This is a genomic window from Sphingomonas sp. AOB5 (genome assembly GCF_029433115.1).
GTDB lineage: Bacteria > Pseudomonadota > Alphaproteobacteria > Sphingomonadales > Sphingomonadaceae > Sphingomonas.
Genome location: NZ_JARNTV010000005.1, coordinates 14,481 through 28,677 on the forward strand (window position 1 = coordinate 14,481; position 14,197 = coordinate 28,677).

16 protein-coding genes and 1 tRNA gene are annotated in these 14,197 nt (G+C 65.3%); 1 reads left to right on the plus strand and 16 read right to left on the minus strand.

The annotated features are described in order from the left end of the window. Nucleotides 1-88: 88 nt before the first annotated feature. The 14 genes from P1X14_RS03565 to P1X14_RS03630 all read right to left on the minus strand — a co-directional run bounded on the left by P1X14_RS03565 (nucleotide 89) and on the right by P1X14_RS03630 (nucleotide 11,575). Nucleotides 89-763 carry a tetratricopeptide repeat protein gene (locus P1X14_RS03565; protein WP_277313941.1) on the minus strand — a complete coding sequence of 225 codons (675 nt, stop codon included), beginning with the start codon at nucleotides 761-763 and terminating at the stop codon, nucleotides 89-91. Further along, nucleotides 760-1,188 (minus strand): cytochrome c-type biogenesis protein, encoded by a 429-nt coding sequence (locus tag P1X14_RS03570; RefSeq protein ID WP_277313942.1) that lies wholly within the window; start codon nucleotides 1,186-1,188, stop codon nucleotides 760-762. The genes P1X14_RS03565 and P1X14_RS03570 overlap by 4 nt, the downstream gene beginning before the upstream one ends. After that, the gene (locus tag P1X14_RS03575; protein ID WP_277313943.1) at nucleotides 1,185-1,712 is read right to left on the minus strand and encodes a redoxin family protein; all 528 of its coding nucleotides are present in this window, start codon (nucleotides 1,710-1,712) and stop codon (nucleotides 1,185-1,187) included. Before P1X14_RS03575 ends, P1X14_RS03570 begins: the two co-directional genes overlap by 4 nt. Then, complete coding sequence (locus tag P1X14_RS03580) at nucleotides 1,709-3,634, minus strand: heme lyase CcmF/NrfE family subunit (protein ID WP_277313944.1); 1,926 nt, start codon at nucleotides 3,632-3,634, stop codon at nucleotides 1,709-1,711. The genes P1X14_RS03575 and P1X14_RS03580 overlap by 4 nt, the downstream gene beginning before the upstream one ends. Continuing rightward, nucleotides 3,631-4,065 carry a cytochrome c maturation protein CcmE gene (gene ccmE / locus P1X14_RS03585; RefSeq protein WP_277314061.1) on the minus strand — a complete coding sequence of 145 codons (435 nt, stop codon included), beginning with the start codon at nucleotides 4,063-4,065 and terminating at the stop codon, nucleotides 3,631-3,633. Before ccmE ends, P1X14_RS03580 begins: the two co-directional genes overlap by 4 nt. After that, nucleotides 4,065-4,193 carry a hypothetical protein gene (locus tag P1X14_RS03590; protein ID WP_277313945.1) on the minus strand — a complete coding sequence of 43 codons (129 nt, stop codon included), beginning with the start codon at nucleotides 4,191-4,193 and terminating at the stop codon, nucleotides 4,065-4,067. The genes ccmE and P1X14_RS03590 overlap by 1 nt, the downstream gene beginning before the upstream one ends. Next, complete coding sequence (gene ccmC / locus P1X14_RS03595; RefSeq protein WP_277313946.1) at nucleotides 4,190-4,951, minus strand: heme ABC transporter permease CcmC; 762 nt, start codon at nucleotides 4,949-4,951, stop codon at nucleotides 4,190-4,192. Before ccmC ends, P1X14_RS03590 begins: the two co-directional genes overlap by 4 nt. A 52-nt stretch (nucleotides 4,952-5,003) precedes the next feature. Further along, nucleotides 5,004-5,294 (minus strand): hypothetical protein, encoded by a 291-nt coding sequence (locus tag P1X14_RS03600; RefSeq protein ID WP_277313947.1) that lies wholly within the window; start codon nucleotides 5,292-5,294, stop codon nucleotides 5,004-5,006. A 154-nt stretch (nucleotides 5,295-5,448) separates the two neighbouring features. Next, nucleotides 5,449-5,799: a PilZ domain-containing protein gene (locus P1X14_RS03605; RefSeq protein WP_277313948.1), complete on the minus strand. Its 351-nt coding sequence runs from the start codon at nucleotides 5,797-5,799 to the stop codon at nucleotides 5,449-5,451. 165 nt (nucleotides 5,800-5,964) lie between these two features. Then, a complete protein-coding gene (locus tag P1X14_RS03610) occupies nucleotides 5,965-7,344 on the minus strand; it encodes a DUF1501 domain-containing protein (RefSeq protein ID WP_277313949.1) in 1,380 nt (459 codons plus the stop codon). 11 nt (nucleotides 7,345-7,355) lie between these two features. Continuing rightward, nucleotides 7,356-9,002, minus strand: coding sequence for a DUF1800 domain-containing protein (locus tag P1X14_RS03615; RefSeq protein ID WP_277313950.1), 1,647 nt, complete (start codon nucleotides 9,000-9,002; stop codon nucleotides 7,356-7,358). 234 nt (nucleotides 9,003-9,236) lie between these two features. Beyond that, nucleotides 9,237-10,289, minus strand: coding sequence for a Glu/Leu/Phe/Val dehydrogenase dimerization domain-containing protein (locus tag P1X14_RS03620; protein WP_277313951.1), 1,053 nt, complete (start codon nucleotides 10,287-10,289; stop codon nucleotides 9,237-9,239). 131 nt (nucleotides 10,290-10,420) lie between these two features. Further along, nucleotides 10,421-10,497, minus strand: a tRNA-His gene (locus P1X14_RS03625). A 55-nt stretch (nucleotides 10,498-10,552) separates the two neighbouring features. Then, complete coding sequence (locus P1X14_RS03630; protein WP_277313952.1) at nucleotides 10,553-11,575, minus strand: ATPase, T2SS/T4P/T4SS family; 1,023 nt, start codon at nucleotides 11,573-11,575, stop codon at nucleotides 10,553-10,555. Nucleotides 11,576-11,685: 110 nt separating this feature from the next. Here P1X14_RS03630 and P1X14_RS03635 point away from each other — a divergent pair, with 110 nt between their 5' ends. Then, nucleotides 11,686-12,348 carry a 2OG-Fe(II) oxygenase gene (locus P1X14_RS03635; RefSeq protein ID WP_277313953.1) on the plus strand — a complete coding sequence of 221 codons (663 nt, stop codon included), beginning with the start codon at nucleotides 11,686-11,688 and terminating at the stop codon, nucleotides 12,346-12,348. A 27-nt stretch (nucleotides 12,349-12,375) separates the two neighbouring features. Here P1X14_RS03635 and P1X14_RS03640 read toward each other — a convergent pair whose 3' ends face one another. Then, the gene (locus P1X14_RS03640; protein WP_277313954.1) at nucleotides 12,376-13,215 is read right to left on the minus strand and encodes an ABC transporter permease; all 840 of its coding nucleotides are present in this window, start codon (nucleotides 13,213-13,215) and stop codon (nucleotides 12,376-12,378) included. After that, nucleotides 13,208-14,119, minus strand: a complete 912-nt coding sequence (locus tag P1X14_RS03645; RefSeq protein ID WP_277313955.1) for an ABC transporter ATP-binding protein — start codon at nucleotides 14,117-14,119, stop codon at nucleotides 13,208-13,210. Before P1X14_RS03645 ends, P1X14_RS03640 begins: the two co-directional genes overlap by 8 nt. Between the last annotated feature and the right edge of the window lie 78 nt (nucleotides 14,120-14,197).

Genomic DNA, 14,197 nt, shown 5'->3' on the forward strand with positions numbered 1-14,197 from the left:
ACGGGCAGAGCGACGAGCCACCCTCACCCTCCCCACCGCTTCGCGGCGGGTCCCCTCCCTCTCCCAATGGGAGAGGGCGTTTAGGAAATCAGGGCTGTTTCGGCCCGGCTTGCGGCGCCGCCTGCTGGCCGGACTGCTGGCCGGACTGCTGCGCGATCACCTGATCGAGCCGCCCGAGCCATTCGACCAGCGCCGGGCGATAGGATGCGTCGGCTGGCGCCAGTTCGACCGCCTTCGCCCACCAGCGGCGCGCTTCGACGAACTGGCCCATCTTCGCGTAATAGAGGCCGAGGAAATAGGGCGGCCCGGGATGCTGAGGCCACAGCTCCATCGCCCGGTCGAACGCCAGCCGCGACGCGGGCGAGACGCCGCGATCATGTTCGGCCAGCGCCATGCCCAGGCCGGTCCAGACGGCAGAATCGCCCGGCCCCTTGGCGATTGCGCCACGCATCGCGGTGACCGCCAGATCCGGGCGGCCCTGCCGCATCATCGAATCCGAGATGGCGAAATAATTGTACGAGAAGTTGTAGCGGCCGAACATCGCCTCGCGCAGTTCGATCATGCCGGGATCGACTTCGCCGCGCTTCTCCACGGTCAGCACCGAATGGCCGGGCAGCGCCGGGCTGCCCTGCCACGCATAGCCGGTGGCGCCCAGCGTCACCGCGGTCGCCGCAACGGTCCACAGCCGCTTCGGAAAACCGATCGCCCACAGGAACGCCAGCGTCAGCGCGCCGAGGATCGCCAGCATGATCCAGCCGCTCATGCCTCGATCCCTTCGACTTCGTCATCGACCTTGCCGAACGATCGGCGCGCGATGAACAGGCCCAGCGCGATCAGCAGCAGCGGCGTGGCCCACAGCGGCGCGGTCAACCAGCTGAACGGCGGGTCATAGGTGACGTAATCGCCATAGCGCTGGATCAGCCATTCGCGGACCTGCGTGGGGGTTTCACCCGCCTCGATCCGCTGACGCACCAGCGCGCGCATGTCACCGGCCATCTGCGCATCGCTGTCCGCGATCGACTGGCCCTGACAGACGAGGCAGCGCAGCGTTTCCATCAGGACCTTGGCCTGGTTTTCCTTCGCCGGGTCCTTGAGCTGGGTATAGGCCAGCTCCGGCGGCGGCAGGCTCGATTCCGCGAGCGCGGGTGCGGCCAGAAGCAGCACCGCGAGGATCGCGACCCGCTTCATTTGGCGGCCGCCAGCGCTTCGAGCAGCTTGGGCACATCGTCCTCGCTGACATAGCCGATATGCTGGAAGGTGACCTTGCCCCGCCCGTCGATCACGAAGGTTTCGGGTACGCCGGCCGATCCGAAGGCAAACTGGACCTTGCGGTTACGGTCATCAACGACTGCCGAGAACGGATCGCCGTTGCGGGTCAGGAAGGCCTGCATCGCTTCGGGCGTGTCGGCGGTGGCGATGCCGACGATCTCGATCCCCATCGCCTTCAGCTTCATCAGCTGCGGCGCTTCGGCGATGCACGGGCCGCACCAGCTGGCGAAGATGTTGACCAGCCGCGGCTTGCCGTCGGCAAAGGCCTTGCTGTCGAAGCCCGGCTTGCCCGGCAGCAGCGCAGGCAACGTGAAGGCCGGCGCGGGCTGGCCGATCAGCGCGGATTTCACCACCCGGTCCCCCGGCGCGAAGATGCCGCTGGCGACCAGGCCGAACACCAGCACGAACAGCGCCAGCGGCGCCCAGATCAGCACCCGCCTCATTCGCTCGCCTCCTCGGTGCGACGCTCGCGCCGCAGCCGCCCGACCATCGCCAGCAGGCCGCCGAACGCGATCAGGAAACCGCCGAACCAGATGAAGGTGACGAACGGCTTCCACCACAAGCGCAGCTGCCAGCGCGCGTCCTTGCCGCTACCCTCGCCCGCGCCGAGCACGGTATAGAGCTGGCCGTCCAACATCGTCTTGATCGACGCTTCGCTGGTCGTCGTCACCGGATCGGTGAAGAAGCGCTGTTGCGGGTGCAGCTCGAACGGCTTCGCGCCGCCACGGCGGACGATCAGCATCGCCTCGACCGCCGACCAGTTCTGGCCGAGCGTCGGGCGGACCTCGTGCAGCTTCACCTCGAACGGGCCGACCTTCACGACTTCGCCGACGCGCACCGCCGCCAGCCGCTCGAGCTTGAACGCGCTGTCGCTGGCCATGCCGGCGATGCTCACCGCCACCCCGACATGCGCGATCACCATGCCCCAGATGTGCATCGGCGTGCGGCGCAAATTGCGCTTCCACAGCGGCACCACGCTGGCGACGGCGAGACCGCCGGCGGCGACAAGGCCCAGCATCGAGAACAGGTCGATCCCCGGCGCCACGATCAGCAGCATCGCCGCGACGGTGGCGCAGGCGGCGGCGGGCAACAGCATCTGCTGGCCCAGTGCCGACCATTTGTCCTTGCGCCACTTGAGCAGTGGCCCCGCCATGGTGGCGACGATCAGTACCAAAGTCACCGGGATGCTGGCCTTGTTGAAGAAGGGCGGGCCGATCGAAAGCTGCTGCCCCATCGCCTGCGCGACCAGCGGATAGAGCGTGCCGATGAAGACGATGCCGAGCAGCACGGTGAGCAGCAGATTGTTGAGCACCAGCGCGCCCTCGCGGCTGACCAGCTGGAAGGTCGCGCCCTGCTTCACCGTGCCGACGCGCGCGCCGAACAGCGCCAGCGCGCCGCCGATATAGATGCCCAGCAGCGCGAGGATGAAGCTGCCACGCGCAGGATCGACGGCAAAGGCATGGACCGATACGAGGATGCCCGAGCGCACCAGGAAGGTGCCGAGCATCGACATGGCGAAGGCGACCAGCGCCAACATCAGCGTCCAGGCGCGCAGCCCGTCGCGGGTCGCCAGCACGGTTACCGAATGGAGCAAGGCGGTCGCGGCCAGCCAGGGCATCAGCGAGGCATTCTCGACCGGATCCCAGAACCACCAGCCACCCCAGCCCAGCTCGTAATAAGCCCAGTAGGACCCGGCGACGATACCGATGGTCAGGAATATCCACGCCGCCAGCACCCATGGCCGCATCGCGCGGGCAAAGGCCGGTCCGACATCGCGCATCAGCAGCGCACCCACCGCGAAGCTGAACGCGACCGACAGCCCGACATAGCCGAAATAAAGCGTCGGCGGATGGAAGGCGAGGCCGGGGTCCTGCAGCAGCGGGTTCAGCCCCTGCCCGTCCGCCGGCGCGGGATCGAGACGCAGGAACGGGTTCGAAGCGAAGGCGAGGAATGCGTAGAAGCCCAGCGCAATCGCTGCCTGTGCGCCCAAGGTCGCGGCCAGCGCGCGTCCGGCGAGCTTGCGCTCGAACATCGCGACGCCTGCCCCGGCCACGGCGAGCACGGTGACCCACAGCAGCATCGACCCCTCATGGTTCCCCCATGCGCCGGCGAACTTGTAGAGCAGCGGCTTGGCCGAATGGCTGTTGGTCGCGACCAGCAGCACCGACATATCGGAATTGAGGAACAGCAGGATCAGGATGCCGAAGGCCAATGCCGCCAACAGGCCCTGCGCTACCGCGATCCGCCGTGTGGCGAGGATCAGCTCTTCCGAACCCGAACGCGCGGCGCCCGCACCCAGCGCCAACTGCACAAGCGCCAGCGCGGCGGCGATCCACAGCGCGGCAAGCCCCCCCTCGGCGATCATTTCTCGAGACTGTCCGTCTTGTGCATCTTGCCGGCCATTTGCGGCGGCATGTAACGCTCGTCATGCTTGGCGAGCAGATTGTCGGCGACGAAGCTGCCATCGGGCTGGAACTGCCCTTCGGCGACCGCTCCCGATCCTTCCTGGAACAGGTCCGGCGTCACGCCGCGGAACGAAACCAGCGTCTTCGCCTTGCCGTCGGTCACGGTGAAACGGATCGACACGCCATCGGCACCGCGCACGATCGAGTCCTTCTCGACCATGCCGCCCAGCCGGACATTCTTGCCGAGCGGCAATGGTTTACCGGCGACATCTCCGGGCGAATAGAAGAACGCGGCCTCATCCTTCAGCGCCGAGAGCGCGAGCCCGCTCGCGCCCAGGATCGCCGCCAGCGCCGCAAGGCCCAGCGCGAGCCGCTGATGTTTGGGCTTCATCATTTCCGCTTCAATTCCTCCGCGGCCGCTTCCGCGCGACGCATCGCGACATAGCTGGCAAGTGCCAGGCCCACCGTCCCGATGATCGTCACGGCATAGGCCGCGGTCACATAATCCCAATGCGTCATGATGCGGCCATCCGCTTCATCCGCGCCTCGACCTTCTGGCTGGCCAGCGCCGCGCGCATCCGCATCAACACGATCCCCGCATAGAGCAGAGTGAAGCCGCCCAGCGTGAACCACAGCGGCCACAGCATCGATGAATCGATGGTCGACTTGGTCAGCCCGATGCTCTGTCCTTGATGCAGCGTGTTCCACCACACCACCGAGTAACGGATGATCGGCAGCAGCACCGTGCCCGCCACGCCGAACAGCGCGGGCACGCGCCCGTCGCCGCCGCGCTCCGCATCCGCCTTCGCCAGCGCGATATAGGCGATATAGACGAAGAACAGGATCAGCATCGAGGTCAGCCGCCCGTCCCATTCCCACCACGTGCCCCATGCCGGGCGCCCCCAGATCGATCCGGTCATGAGGCAGAGCGCCGCGAACAGCGCACCCGCCGGGGCCATCGCTCGCGCGGCAAGGTTCGCCAGCGGATGCCGCCAGATCAGGTAGCACAAGCTCGCGATCGCCAGCCCGCTCCACCCGCCAAGACCGAGCCAGGCCGAGGGGACATGGATGTAAAGAATCCGGACCGTCTCGCCCTGCAGATAATCGGGCGGGGTCTGGGTCAGCCCCGCCCACGCCCCGAACGCCGCCAGCGCCACGCCGAGCCAGAACAGCACGGGCGTGAGCGGACGCGCGAGCTTCAGGAAGCGCGCCGGGTTAGCAAGGGCATGGAGCGTGGCCACGCGGGCGGAATAGCGGTGTTCGACTAGGGAATCCATCGCCGGTTTGCGCCGATGCGACGGAACCGTGACAAACCGCGCAAGTGCCGGCTCAGGCCGCGGCAAGGCCTCCGCGGCGCGCGACGATCAGATCGATCGGATAGTCGAAGCGGATCCCCGCTCGCCCCTCACGCACCCAGGTAACGATTGCCGGGACATTGGCGAGGCCACCGATCGAGACGCGGGTGTTGGCGCCCATCTGCAACTCGCCGTCATGATCGAGGCAAGCGCCGCACATGGTCAGCGTACGGATCTCGTGCACGGATGCTGCCGGCGCACCGGCCGGCCAGACGCGAGCGTTCATGCTTTCGCGGTCGCTGCGGGTGAAGATACGCTCGTGCATGAGCCTCAATTTGCCTGTTCAGAGTCTCCGGAAGTTAAACCAGATGTCCCGGTAGAATACGCCCCGTAGCACTACGCTTCGGGAAACTACGCAACCCGCCAATCGGCGAGCGCGCCAGTTGTTCCGTCGAAAAATGGTCAGAGCCGCGTAAACCCTATTTGCGGTAGGCGTCGTTCATCGTGCCGACCCAGCCGGACTGGGCGGGCATATAGCTGGTACCGCGCTTGCGGGCGGCAGCAACATCGATCGGATAGCCAAAACGGATGCCCGCCGCGTCGGGCGTGACCCACATCACGATTGCGGGCACATCGACCACCTGGCCGATCGAGACGCGCAGTTCGTCGCCGCGACGCAGGCGCCCGTCATGCGAAATGCCCGCGCCCGAGATCGAAAGGTTGCGGAGACGATGCTCGCTCGGCACCCGCGCGCCGGGCGACCAGACGGTCGCCCGCAACATCACGCTTTCGCGCTTGTCCCGGTTCCGGCTGATTCGTGGTTCGAGCATGATGTCCCTATCCCGCATCCCGGCTGAACGGCGTCGGAACGCATCCATCCGGAAAGCTACGCTCGGGAAAAACGCGCGGATCGCCCCACGGCTTCCCGCCCCGGCGCAAGGCCGGAGCGGTTCACCGGGTAAATTGGGGTGACTTAACCGTTAAGGATCAGCCTCTTAGACGAAGCCGAGATTCCAGGTGGAGCGATCATAGCTGCCGATATTGGGCAGCACGGTGGAGAGATCGCCATCGGAAACGCCGAACCAGTTGGCGAGCGTCGCGGCGTATTGGTCGACCGAGGTGGTGGGGAGCAGGCGGCCCTGGCCGATATCGTCCTGGGTGTTGTTGCCGATCACCGGCGGGGTGCCATAGATGCGGCCTCCCTTCACAGCACCGCCCATCACGAAATGCGTGCTGCCCCAACCATGGTCCGAACCATCCGAGTTGGTCAGCAACGTCCGGCCGAAGTCAGAAGCCGTGAAGGTCGTGACGTTGTTCGATGCGCCCATCGCAACTGTCGTATCGTGGAATGCGCGCATTGCCTCGGCAAGCTGCGCGAGCAGCACAGGATGCTGCGTCGCCAGATTATCGTGCAGGTCGAACCCGCCCATGCTGACGAAAAACACCTGCCGCTTCGCGCCGAGCTGTGGCGCAGCCGCGATCATCCGCGCTACGATCTTGAGCTGCGTCGCAAGCGAGTTGTTCGCCGGGAACAGTGGAAAATCGCTCTCCGGCGCAGTACCGAGCGCCGAGCTCACCTGATTGTAGGTCTCCAGCGCACGCTTGCTCACAATCGCATGTTCGTCGGCGAGCATATTGCCGCTGCTTGAGGTCATCAGCGAACGCATCGCCGAGGCCGCCTGCGACGAGCCGAAAATCGAGGTGGCGTTATTGTTCAGGCGCAGGGGACCACCGGTACCGACAGTATACTGCACGGCCGATCGGCCGGTGAGATAGACCGCGTTGCCCTGAGTGCCGATGCAGGTGAGCGCTGCGCTGCCGTTGCCGCTCTGGAACAGATCGCCCATCCGGCCACCCCAGCCCGACGAAGCACCTTCCGGGCTGGAAGCCTGCCAGATGCTCTGCTGATCGTTGTGACTGCACAGCTTCGGCGGCAACGGCACCGACTTCGCAAGGAACTGCGCCTTGGTGGTCGGCCGCATCAGCGTGCCGACGTTGAGCACCGGGGCAAGCCGACCGCCGTTGAACAGCGGCAACAGCGGCGCGAGCGAGGGTGCCAGCGCATATTGTACGCCGCCGGCCAGCGCGTTGGTCGGCATCAGCGCTGTCGCGGCCAGCGCATCGCGGCGATGCGCCAGCGTCGGACGCGCGGCGTAATAGGCATTGTAGCTGGCCTGATCATAGGGCGTCAGCGTGTTGGCATAGTCGTTGCCGCCATACAGGAAGATGCACACGAGCGCCTTGTAATCGGGCGAGGTGGCCGCCGCAGCCTCACCGATCGCGGCAAGATTGGTGACGAAGGGCGCTGCGAGCGACGCCCCGCCGAGCGCAGCGCCACGACGCAGGAAAGCACGGCGCGATTGAATGCTGGTCATGTCCGATACTCTCACTTGATCGTCAGGAATTCGGGTGCGGCAAGCGTCAGCACGAGCGCGATCTGGACGCGCTGCGTGGTGTTGCTTGCGCTAACAGAGGCTACAGCCGAACGGATGGTCGAAACCGCGCTGGCTCCAAGTTGCCCTGCGGCGAGCAGCATGTTGACATTGTCGGTCAGCGCCTGCGCGTCCGAAGCAATGGCGATCAGGTTCGAATAGTCCGGGGTCAGATCCGCGACGCCCTTGTCGATCACATAGGTCATGTAATTGACATAGGCGACCGTCCAGACCTCGCTGACGAGCTGGAATTCAGGTGCGACCAGCCCGGCATTGGTGATCGCAGTGCCCGGCGGTGAATAGCCGGGACGGAAGAAATTGAAGACCGAACCACTGCGGCCCAGCGCTTGTCCAATCGAATAGGTAGTGTCGCCGATCGCCCAAACATTCGAAGGCGAAGTGACTTCGCACGCACGTGCCCAAGCCGTGAAGCGCATCACCGGCTCGCGCAGCTTGCCGGTGGTCGTGGCGGTCAACGCCACGTCGCCGCGAGCTTCACTGTCGAGCAAGATTGCCTTGATGACCGCCTTCAGATCGCCGCGCACGCCCGAGCCATTGTCAGCGAACACAGCCGCCACGCGACCGACATAAGCGGGCGACGGATTGCTGGTCACCAAACGCTGGATCAACTGCTTCGAGATAAACGGCGGCACATTCGGATTCGCGAAGATGCCATCGAGCGCGATACCGATAGCGTCCATCGTCGCAGTTCCGGCAGGGACGGTGGTGCCAAGAAAGCTGGATGCACCGGTCTCGTGCAGCGACGCGTTCGCTACCAGCGGCCGCTTGTAGCGTTCCGGCGTGGTCGTGTCGGTCGTATCGAGCACCAGGCCGGTGAAAACCTGTGCCAGCTGGCTGACGTCGGTCTGGCTATAGGTCTCGATCGGCAGCCCGCCCGAAAGCTGGCGCGTACCGTCTATGTTCAGCTTGTACACACCGATGGTGAACAGCTGCATCAGTTCACGAGCGTAGTTTTCGTCCGGTTGCGCGCCAGTCGTCGGGTTCGCCTTGCGGTTGTTGAGGAACGTCAGGAACGATCCCATTGCCGCGTTGGTGGAGATCTTCTCCAGCAGCGTGCGATAGTTGCCGAACGCATTGTCGAGCAGGATGTCGACATAGGCGGCCATCGCATATTGCCTCCAGCTCAGATCCACGCCGGCAAAGCCGACCACCATGATCTCGAGCAGGGCCATGCCGACGCGCTGGCGCAGCTGGTCAGGCTCGGAAATGAGCTGGCGCCACATGCTGTTGTCAAAGGTGATCGCGGTGTTGGCGCTATTGCCCACCATCCAGTCCAGGTGCGTGATCGCGCGCGGCATCGACATCTGCGAATTGAGCCACCCCTCATAACCGAGCGACTGGACCTTGGAAATTTCGGAGCGCGTCGCCCCCATCGTCGCCTGCGCCAGAAACCGGCTGGCCTGCACCTGGGTGATCCCGACAGGCGCAACCGCGGCAGCCGGCGTCGCGGTCGCGGGCGACTGGGTGGTTGCGCCGGTCATGCCGCCGGACGAGCCGGAGTCGCATGCACTCAGCGTCAGCGCTGCGGCAATGGCAATCGGCGCGGCGCCGAACGACGACGACCCGGTCGTATCAACCACGGCCTCGCCAGCCGAAGATACCTCAGTTTCAAAAGACGCGAACCTGTCCACCCCAAGCCCCCAAACTCGTTTCGCGACAATAACGTCGCCCGAGCTCAGGTAGTGCTCACAAGGTTAACCGCGGCTGCATTTCCTTATACCGTAGTAACCACGATACGTAGTGTTCGTAGGATTTCGGTAACTACGTATAGGGGTGATTACCTACGTGGTTTTACTTAGGACAATTTACTTACTTTAGCCGCGTCCGATCAGTCGTTGGGCGATGCGATCGGCGACATCGCTCTGCGGATCGCCGGTGCGATCGGCTTCGTCCCACACCTCGATCAGCCGCTCGGGGATCTTCGCGACACGGGCCTGTACCTCGGCCATGTCACCCTGCCCCAGATATTCGAGGCCGACATTGATGATGCCGCCAGCGTTGATGACATAATCGGGCGCATAGAGGATGCCGCGTTCCTGAAGCCGCTTGCCGTCGGCGCGCGTGGCGAGCTGGTTGTTGGCGCCGCCCGCGACGATCTTCGTCTTCAACGCCGCGATCGACTGTTCGGTCAGGATCGCGCCGAGCGCGTTCGGGCTGACGATATCGGCGTCGAGGCCCAGGATCGCATCGGTCGCGACGACTTCGGCGCCCAGTTCGGCTGCCAGCGCTTTCGCACGGTCGAGATTGACATCGGCCAGCGTCAGGCGAGCGCCATCCTTGGCCAGCAACCGGGCAAGCCCGCCGCCGACGCTGCCCACGCCCTGGATCGCAACATGAACGCCCTTCATGCCATCGACGCCAAGACCGCGCTTCGCCGCCGCCTTCACGCCTAGATAGACGCCCATCGCGGTGACCGGGCCGGGATCGCCGCCCGCGCCGCCATCGGCGACCGGCAGGCCAGAGACGTGGCGAGTCTGGGTCGCGACGACCTTCATCCGCTCTTCGGACATGCCGACATCCTCGGCGGTGACGTAACGCCCGCTCAGCGATTCGACCGCACGGCCGAAAGCCTCGAGCTGCGCGGTGGTGATGACCGCACCCGGCTCCGGCGCCAGCACAACGCCCTTGCCTCCGCCCAGCGGCAGATTGGCCATGGCGTTCTTGTAGCTCATGCCGCGCGACAGGCGCAGCGCGTCGGTGATCGCCGCGGCGCTGTCGGCATAATGCCAGAAGCGCACGCCGCCGGCCGCGGGGCCCAGCTTGGTGGAATGGATCGCGATGACCGCGCTCAGCCCCGATTCGCGGTCGCTGAACAGGTGGACGCCCTCATGGTCGTCGAAGTCGGGGAAACCCCAATCGGTGAGCACTTCTATTGATCCTGCGGATGCGGCACCAGCCCGCTCCCCCACCCGACCTCCCATAGAATACCCTTCCGTTGGGAGGCCGGGTGGGGGAGCGGGCTGGTGCCGCTTGTCGGCGTTAGCCGACAAAAAAGCGATGGGGCGACCGACGGGACTTGAACCCGCAACTTCCGGCATCACAAGCCGACGCTCTAACCAATTGAACTACGGTCGCCGCGAAGGATGCGCGCTTAGCGGGCGCTTAGGCCAAGCGCAAGATAGTGTCGCAGTCAGCTTCGCGAAATTCGTACTGCCTCCTCCGGCGTGATGATTCCCTGACGCACCAGCGTCCGCGCCGCGGATCCGAGATTGGGCGCGTTGAGGAACGCATGGCGTGCGATTATCGCGCCGTCGCCGCCATCGTTGATCAGCCGGCGCAAGGCGGCGTCGGCATGGATCGCCTCGAACACGGCCGTCCGTCCGGCATAGCCGCCGTCGCACTGGTCGCAGCCGACCGGGGCATAGACCACCGCGCCCGAATCGAAACCGAGCAGCGAGGAAACCGAACCTTGCGCCTGAACCGGCTCGCGGCAGCTGCGGCACAGGCGCTTCACCAGCCGCTGCGCCACCACGGCGCGCAGGGTGGAAGCAAGCTGAAACGGCTCGACCCGCCAGTCGCGCAGCCGGTGGATCGCGGCAACGGCATCCCGCGCATCGATACCGCCCAGAACGAGGTGGCCGGCACCCGCCGCCTGAACCGCAAGCGCCGCAGTCTCGCGATCGGCGATACTCGCGATCATCAGCACGTCGGGATCCTGACGCAGCGCCGCCCGGATCTCGTCGGTGGTCTGCGCGGTCAGCACGTTGCGCGTGCCGTCATCGGCCTCACGCAGCAGCGCGCGCAATGTCGTCGCCTTGCCCGACCCGTCCGGCCCGGCGATGATCATCAGTCCGCCGCGCGAAAGGTCGCTGCCCAGCGCCAGCGCGAGCCGCGAGGGCATACCGAGCGCCTCAAGTTCTCCGAAGCGCATCGCCGGTTCGGGCAGATGCAGGACCATGCGTTCGCCATGCGGGGTCGCAAGCCGGGCCACGTCGACGCCATGATCGGCGAAGTCGAGATCGACCGGCGCGGGCAGACTCAGCGCCTCGCTCAACTGGCCGCCGATCCGCATGCGGACCCGCGTTCCGCCGGCATGCGGTTCGATATGGACGTGAGTCGCGTCGCGGCTGCGCGCCTGCGCCAATATCTCGCCAGCAAGATCGACGCCCGGATTGGGCGCGGACAGCGTCTGGATCGAGGATTCGGCGCTCATGTGACTCGCCTAGGCAGCGGGTGTGACACGTGCCTTGCGCTTTTGTGACGTTAGCGTTGCAACCGTGCGCCGGGCTGGAATCGGCTCCCGCGATTTGGCAAAAGCAGCGCATGCAAACCACGCTCGTCCCGAATCTCGGCTGCGGCCACCCTTCCGAACCGCTCATGGACTATATGAGCGGCCAGCCCGGCGTGCAGCGCGTGCCGAGCCCGAAGGTGGCGATGTTCATCCGGAAGGCGTTTATCGAGCCGGAAATCTGCCAGTTGCTGATGATGAAGATCGATCAGGACCGGCGCCCCTCGACCATTGCCGACGGCAATGGCGACTATGCCTTCCGCACCAGCGAGACCTGCGACCTGCCGTCGAGCGATGCGGTGGTGATGGAAGTCGAACGGCGCATCACCGAACTGACCGGCCTCGATCCCACCCATGGCGAACCGATGCAGGGCCAGCGCTACGAGATCGGGCAGGAGTTCAAGGCGCACACCGACTATTTTGAACCGGCTGGGCAGGATTTCGCCAAATATTGCTCGGTCGCCGGCCAGCGGACCTGGACGGTGATGATCTACCTCAACGATGTCGAGGCTGGCGGCGCGACGCGCTTCAAGGCGATCGACAAGATCGTCCAGCCCGAGACGGGCAAGGTGCTCGCCTGGAACAATCTGCGCGTGAACGGCACGCCCAATCCCTCGACGCTGCACCATGCGATGCCGGTGCGTAAGGGCCTGAAATACGTGATCACCAAATGGTATCGCGAGCGGCCCTGGGCGTAGGTCCCCTGCCCTGGCCCGCCAGCGCCCTCAGTTGATGTCCTGCCGCCGGAACAGGAAGAAGGTCAGCCCGGCCAGCCCCACGATCCAGACCCCCAGCGTCAGCAGGGAGGCTGCCTGCGAATAGGCGATCGTCGTGCCGGTGACGAGCTTGTACTGGAATCCCGCGCCGCTCTGAATCCAGTTGTGCAGATTCTCCAGATGGTAGCCGGGCAGGATGCGGTACGGGATGGCGGGCCATTCCATGCCGAAGGTGCTGAGCCACAGCACGATCTTGCCATAAAGCTCGTCGAGCGTGATCAGCACCAGCGAGACGATGAACGCCGCCAGCGTCGATCGCGTCAGCACTGCGACCAGGCTGGCATAGGTCGCGGCGATCAGCAGCGGCGCGATGCCCAGCACGATCAGGTCGAAGTGTCCGGCCAGCAGACCGCCGAACGTCACGCCATCCGGAACCGATCCGCCGACCACCGCCGTGCGGATATATTGCATGACGGTCGACAGCAGAGCCGTCGCGATCCACGCGATATAGAGCAATCCCAGCGCAACAGCATATTTGGACGCGACCAGCTTCCATCGCGCGGCATGGGGCACCACCAGCTTCCAGGTGTTCCAGCCATATTCGCCCGCAAAGACGAGCGCGACATAGGCGGCGATGAAATAGCGGCCCAGCGTGATGGTCGGCGTGTACCAGACCATCGTCGTGTCATCGATCCAGCCCTTCACCGTCGCGGCATCGGGGTTCTTGCCCTCAGCGAAGATCGCGATGGTCAGCACGACGAAGAACAGCGCGGGATAGATCCACACCAGCATCCAGGTGCCCTTGTGGGGCAGCAGCTTGGTCCATTCGGCGGAGATGGTGTTACGCATCGGCCGTCTCCGTTCCGGTGATTGCAAGAAAGGCTTCCTCCAGCGTGCGCTGGTGCGGCGCGAGGCTGAACACATCAACATTGGCGGCGACCAGCAGCCGGAGGATTTCGGGCGCATCGGCATTGCCCGCGCGAACCTGCAACGCGTCGCCCTCCACTTCGCACGGCCATTTGCCGGCCAGCGTGGCGCGCGCCGTTTCCAGCGGCGTCGCGACGATGCAGAACCGCTCCTCGGTCGCCAAGATGCCAGCCACCGTATCCTCGCGGATCAGCACGCCGCGATCGATGATCGCGATGCGGTCGCACACCTGCTGCACTTCGTTGAGCAGATGGCTGGAGAGGAACACTGTCTTGCCCTGCTCCTCGGCCAGCGAGCGGATCAGCCCGCGCATTTCCTGGATTCCCGCTGCGTCGAGGCCGTTGGCCGGTTCATCGAGGATCACCAGATCGGGATCGTTGAGCAGAGCCGCCGCCACCCCCAGCCGCTGCCGCATGCCGGTCGAATAGCCCTTCACCTTGCGCTTGCCGTCCCGCTCCAGCCCGACCTGCGCAAGCAGGCCGTCGATCCGCTCCGGCCCCAGCCCCTGCGTCCGCGCCAGCACGTCCAGATTCTTGCGGCCCGACAGGAAGGGATAGAATGCTCCGCCATCGACCAGCGAGCCGAGCCGCCGCGACGGCTGGCCGTATCGCAGATCCTGCCCGAACAGCTTGATGCTGCCCGATGTCGGCGTGATCAGGCCCAGCAACATGCGGATCGTGGTGCTCTTGCCCGCGCCATTCGCGCCAAGAAAGCCATAGACCTCGCCAGCGCGCACGGTCAGCGACACGTCCTGCACCGCCTTCACGCCGCCGCGGCCATAGGTCTTGCTGAGCCCAGCAATCTCCAAAACCGGATTCTCGATCATCGGATAATGTCCCGCCCTCGATCCATCGCCACAACTGTCTTATATGAATAAGACACTAGCACGCGGGATGCGTCAAGC

Bases quoted from the DNA above. Each gene is read 5' to 3' on its own strand.
- P1X14_RS03565 (WP_277313941.1), bottom strand. From the start codon at position 763: ATGAGCGGCTGGATCATGCTGGCGATCCTCGGCGCGCTGACGCTGGCG.
- P1X14_RS03570 (WP_277313942.1), bottom strand. From the start codon at position 1,188: ATGAAGCGGGTCGCGATCCTCGCGGTGCTGCTTCTGGCCGCACCCGCG.
- P1X14_RS03575 (WP_277313943.1), bottom strand. From the start codon at position 1,712: ATGAGGCGGGTGCTGATCTGGGCGCCGCTGGCGCTGTTCGTGCTGGTG.
- P1X14_RS03580 (WP_277313944.1), bottom strand. From the start codon at position 3,634: ATGATCGCCGAGGGGGGGCTTGCCGCGCTGTGGATCGCCGCCGCGCTG.
- ccmE (WP_277314061.1), bottom strand. From the start codon at position 4,065: ATGAAGCCCAAACATCAGCGGCTCGCGCTGGGCCTTGCGGCGCTGGCG.
- P1X14_RS03590 (WP_277313945.1), bottom strand. From the start codon at position 4,193: ATGACGCATTGGGATTATGTGACCGCGGCCTATGCCGTGACGATCATC.
- ccmC (WP_277313946.1), bottom strand. From the start codon at position 4,951: ATGGATTCCCTAGTCGAACACCGCTATTCCGCCCGCGTGGCCACGCTC.
- P1X14_RS03600 (WP_277313947.1), bottom strand. From the start codon at position 5,294: ATGCACGAGCGTATCTTCACCCGCAGCGACCGCGAAAGCATGAACGCT.
- P1X14_RS03605 (WP_277313948.1), bottom strand. From the start codon at position 5,799: ATGCTCGAACCACGAATCAGCCGGAACCGGGACAAGCGCGAAAGCGTG.
- P1X14_RS03610 (WP_277313949.1), bottom strand. From the start codon at position 7,344: ATGACCAGCATTCAATCGCGCCGTGCTTTCCTGCGTCGTGGCGCTGCG.
- P1X14_RS03630 (WP_277313952.1), bottom strand. From the start codon at position 11,575: ATGAGCGCCGAATCCTCGATCCAGACGCTGTCCGCGCCCAATCCGGGC.
- P1X14_RS03635 (WP_277313953.1), top strand. From the start codon at position 11,686: ATGCAAACCACGCTCGTCCCGAATCTCGGCTGCGGCCACCCTTCCGAA.
- P1X14_RS03640 (WP_277313954.1), bottom strand. From the start codon at position 13,215: ATGCGTAACACCATCTCCGCCGAATGGACCAAGCTGCTGCCCCACAAG.
- P1X14_RS03645 (WP_277313955.1), bottom strand. From the start codon at position 14,119: ATGATCGAGAATCCGGTTTTGGAGATTGCTGGGCTCAGCAAGACCTAT.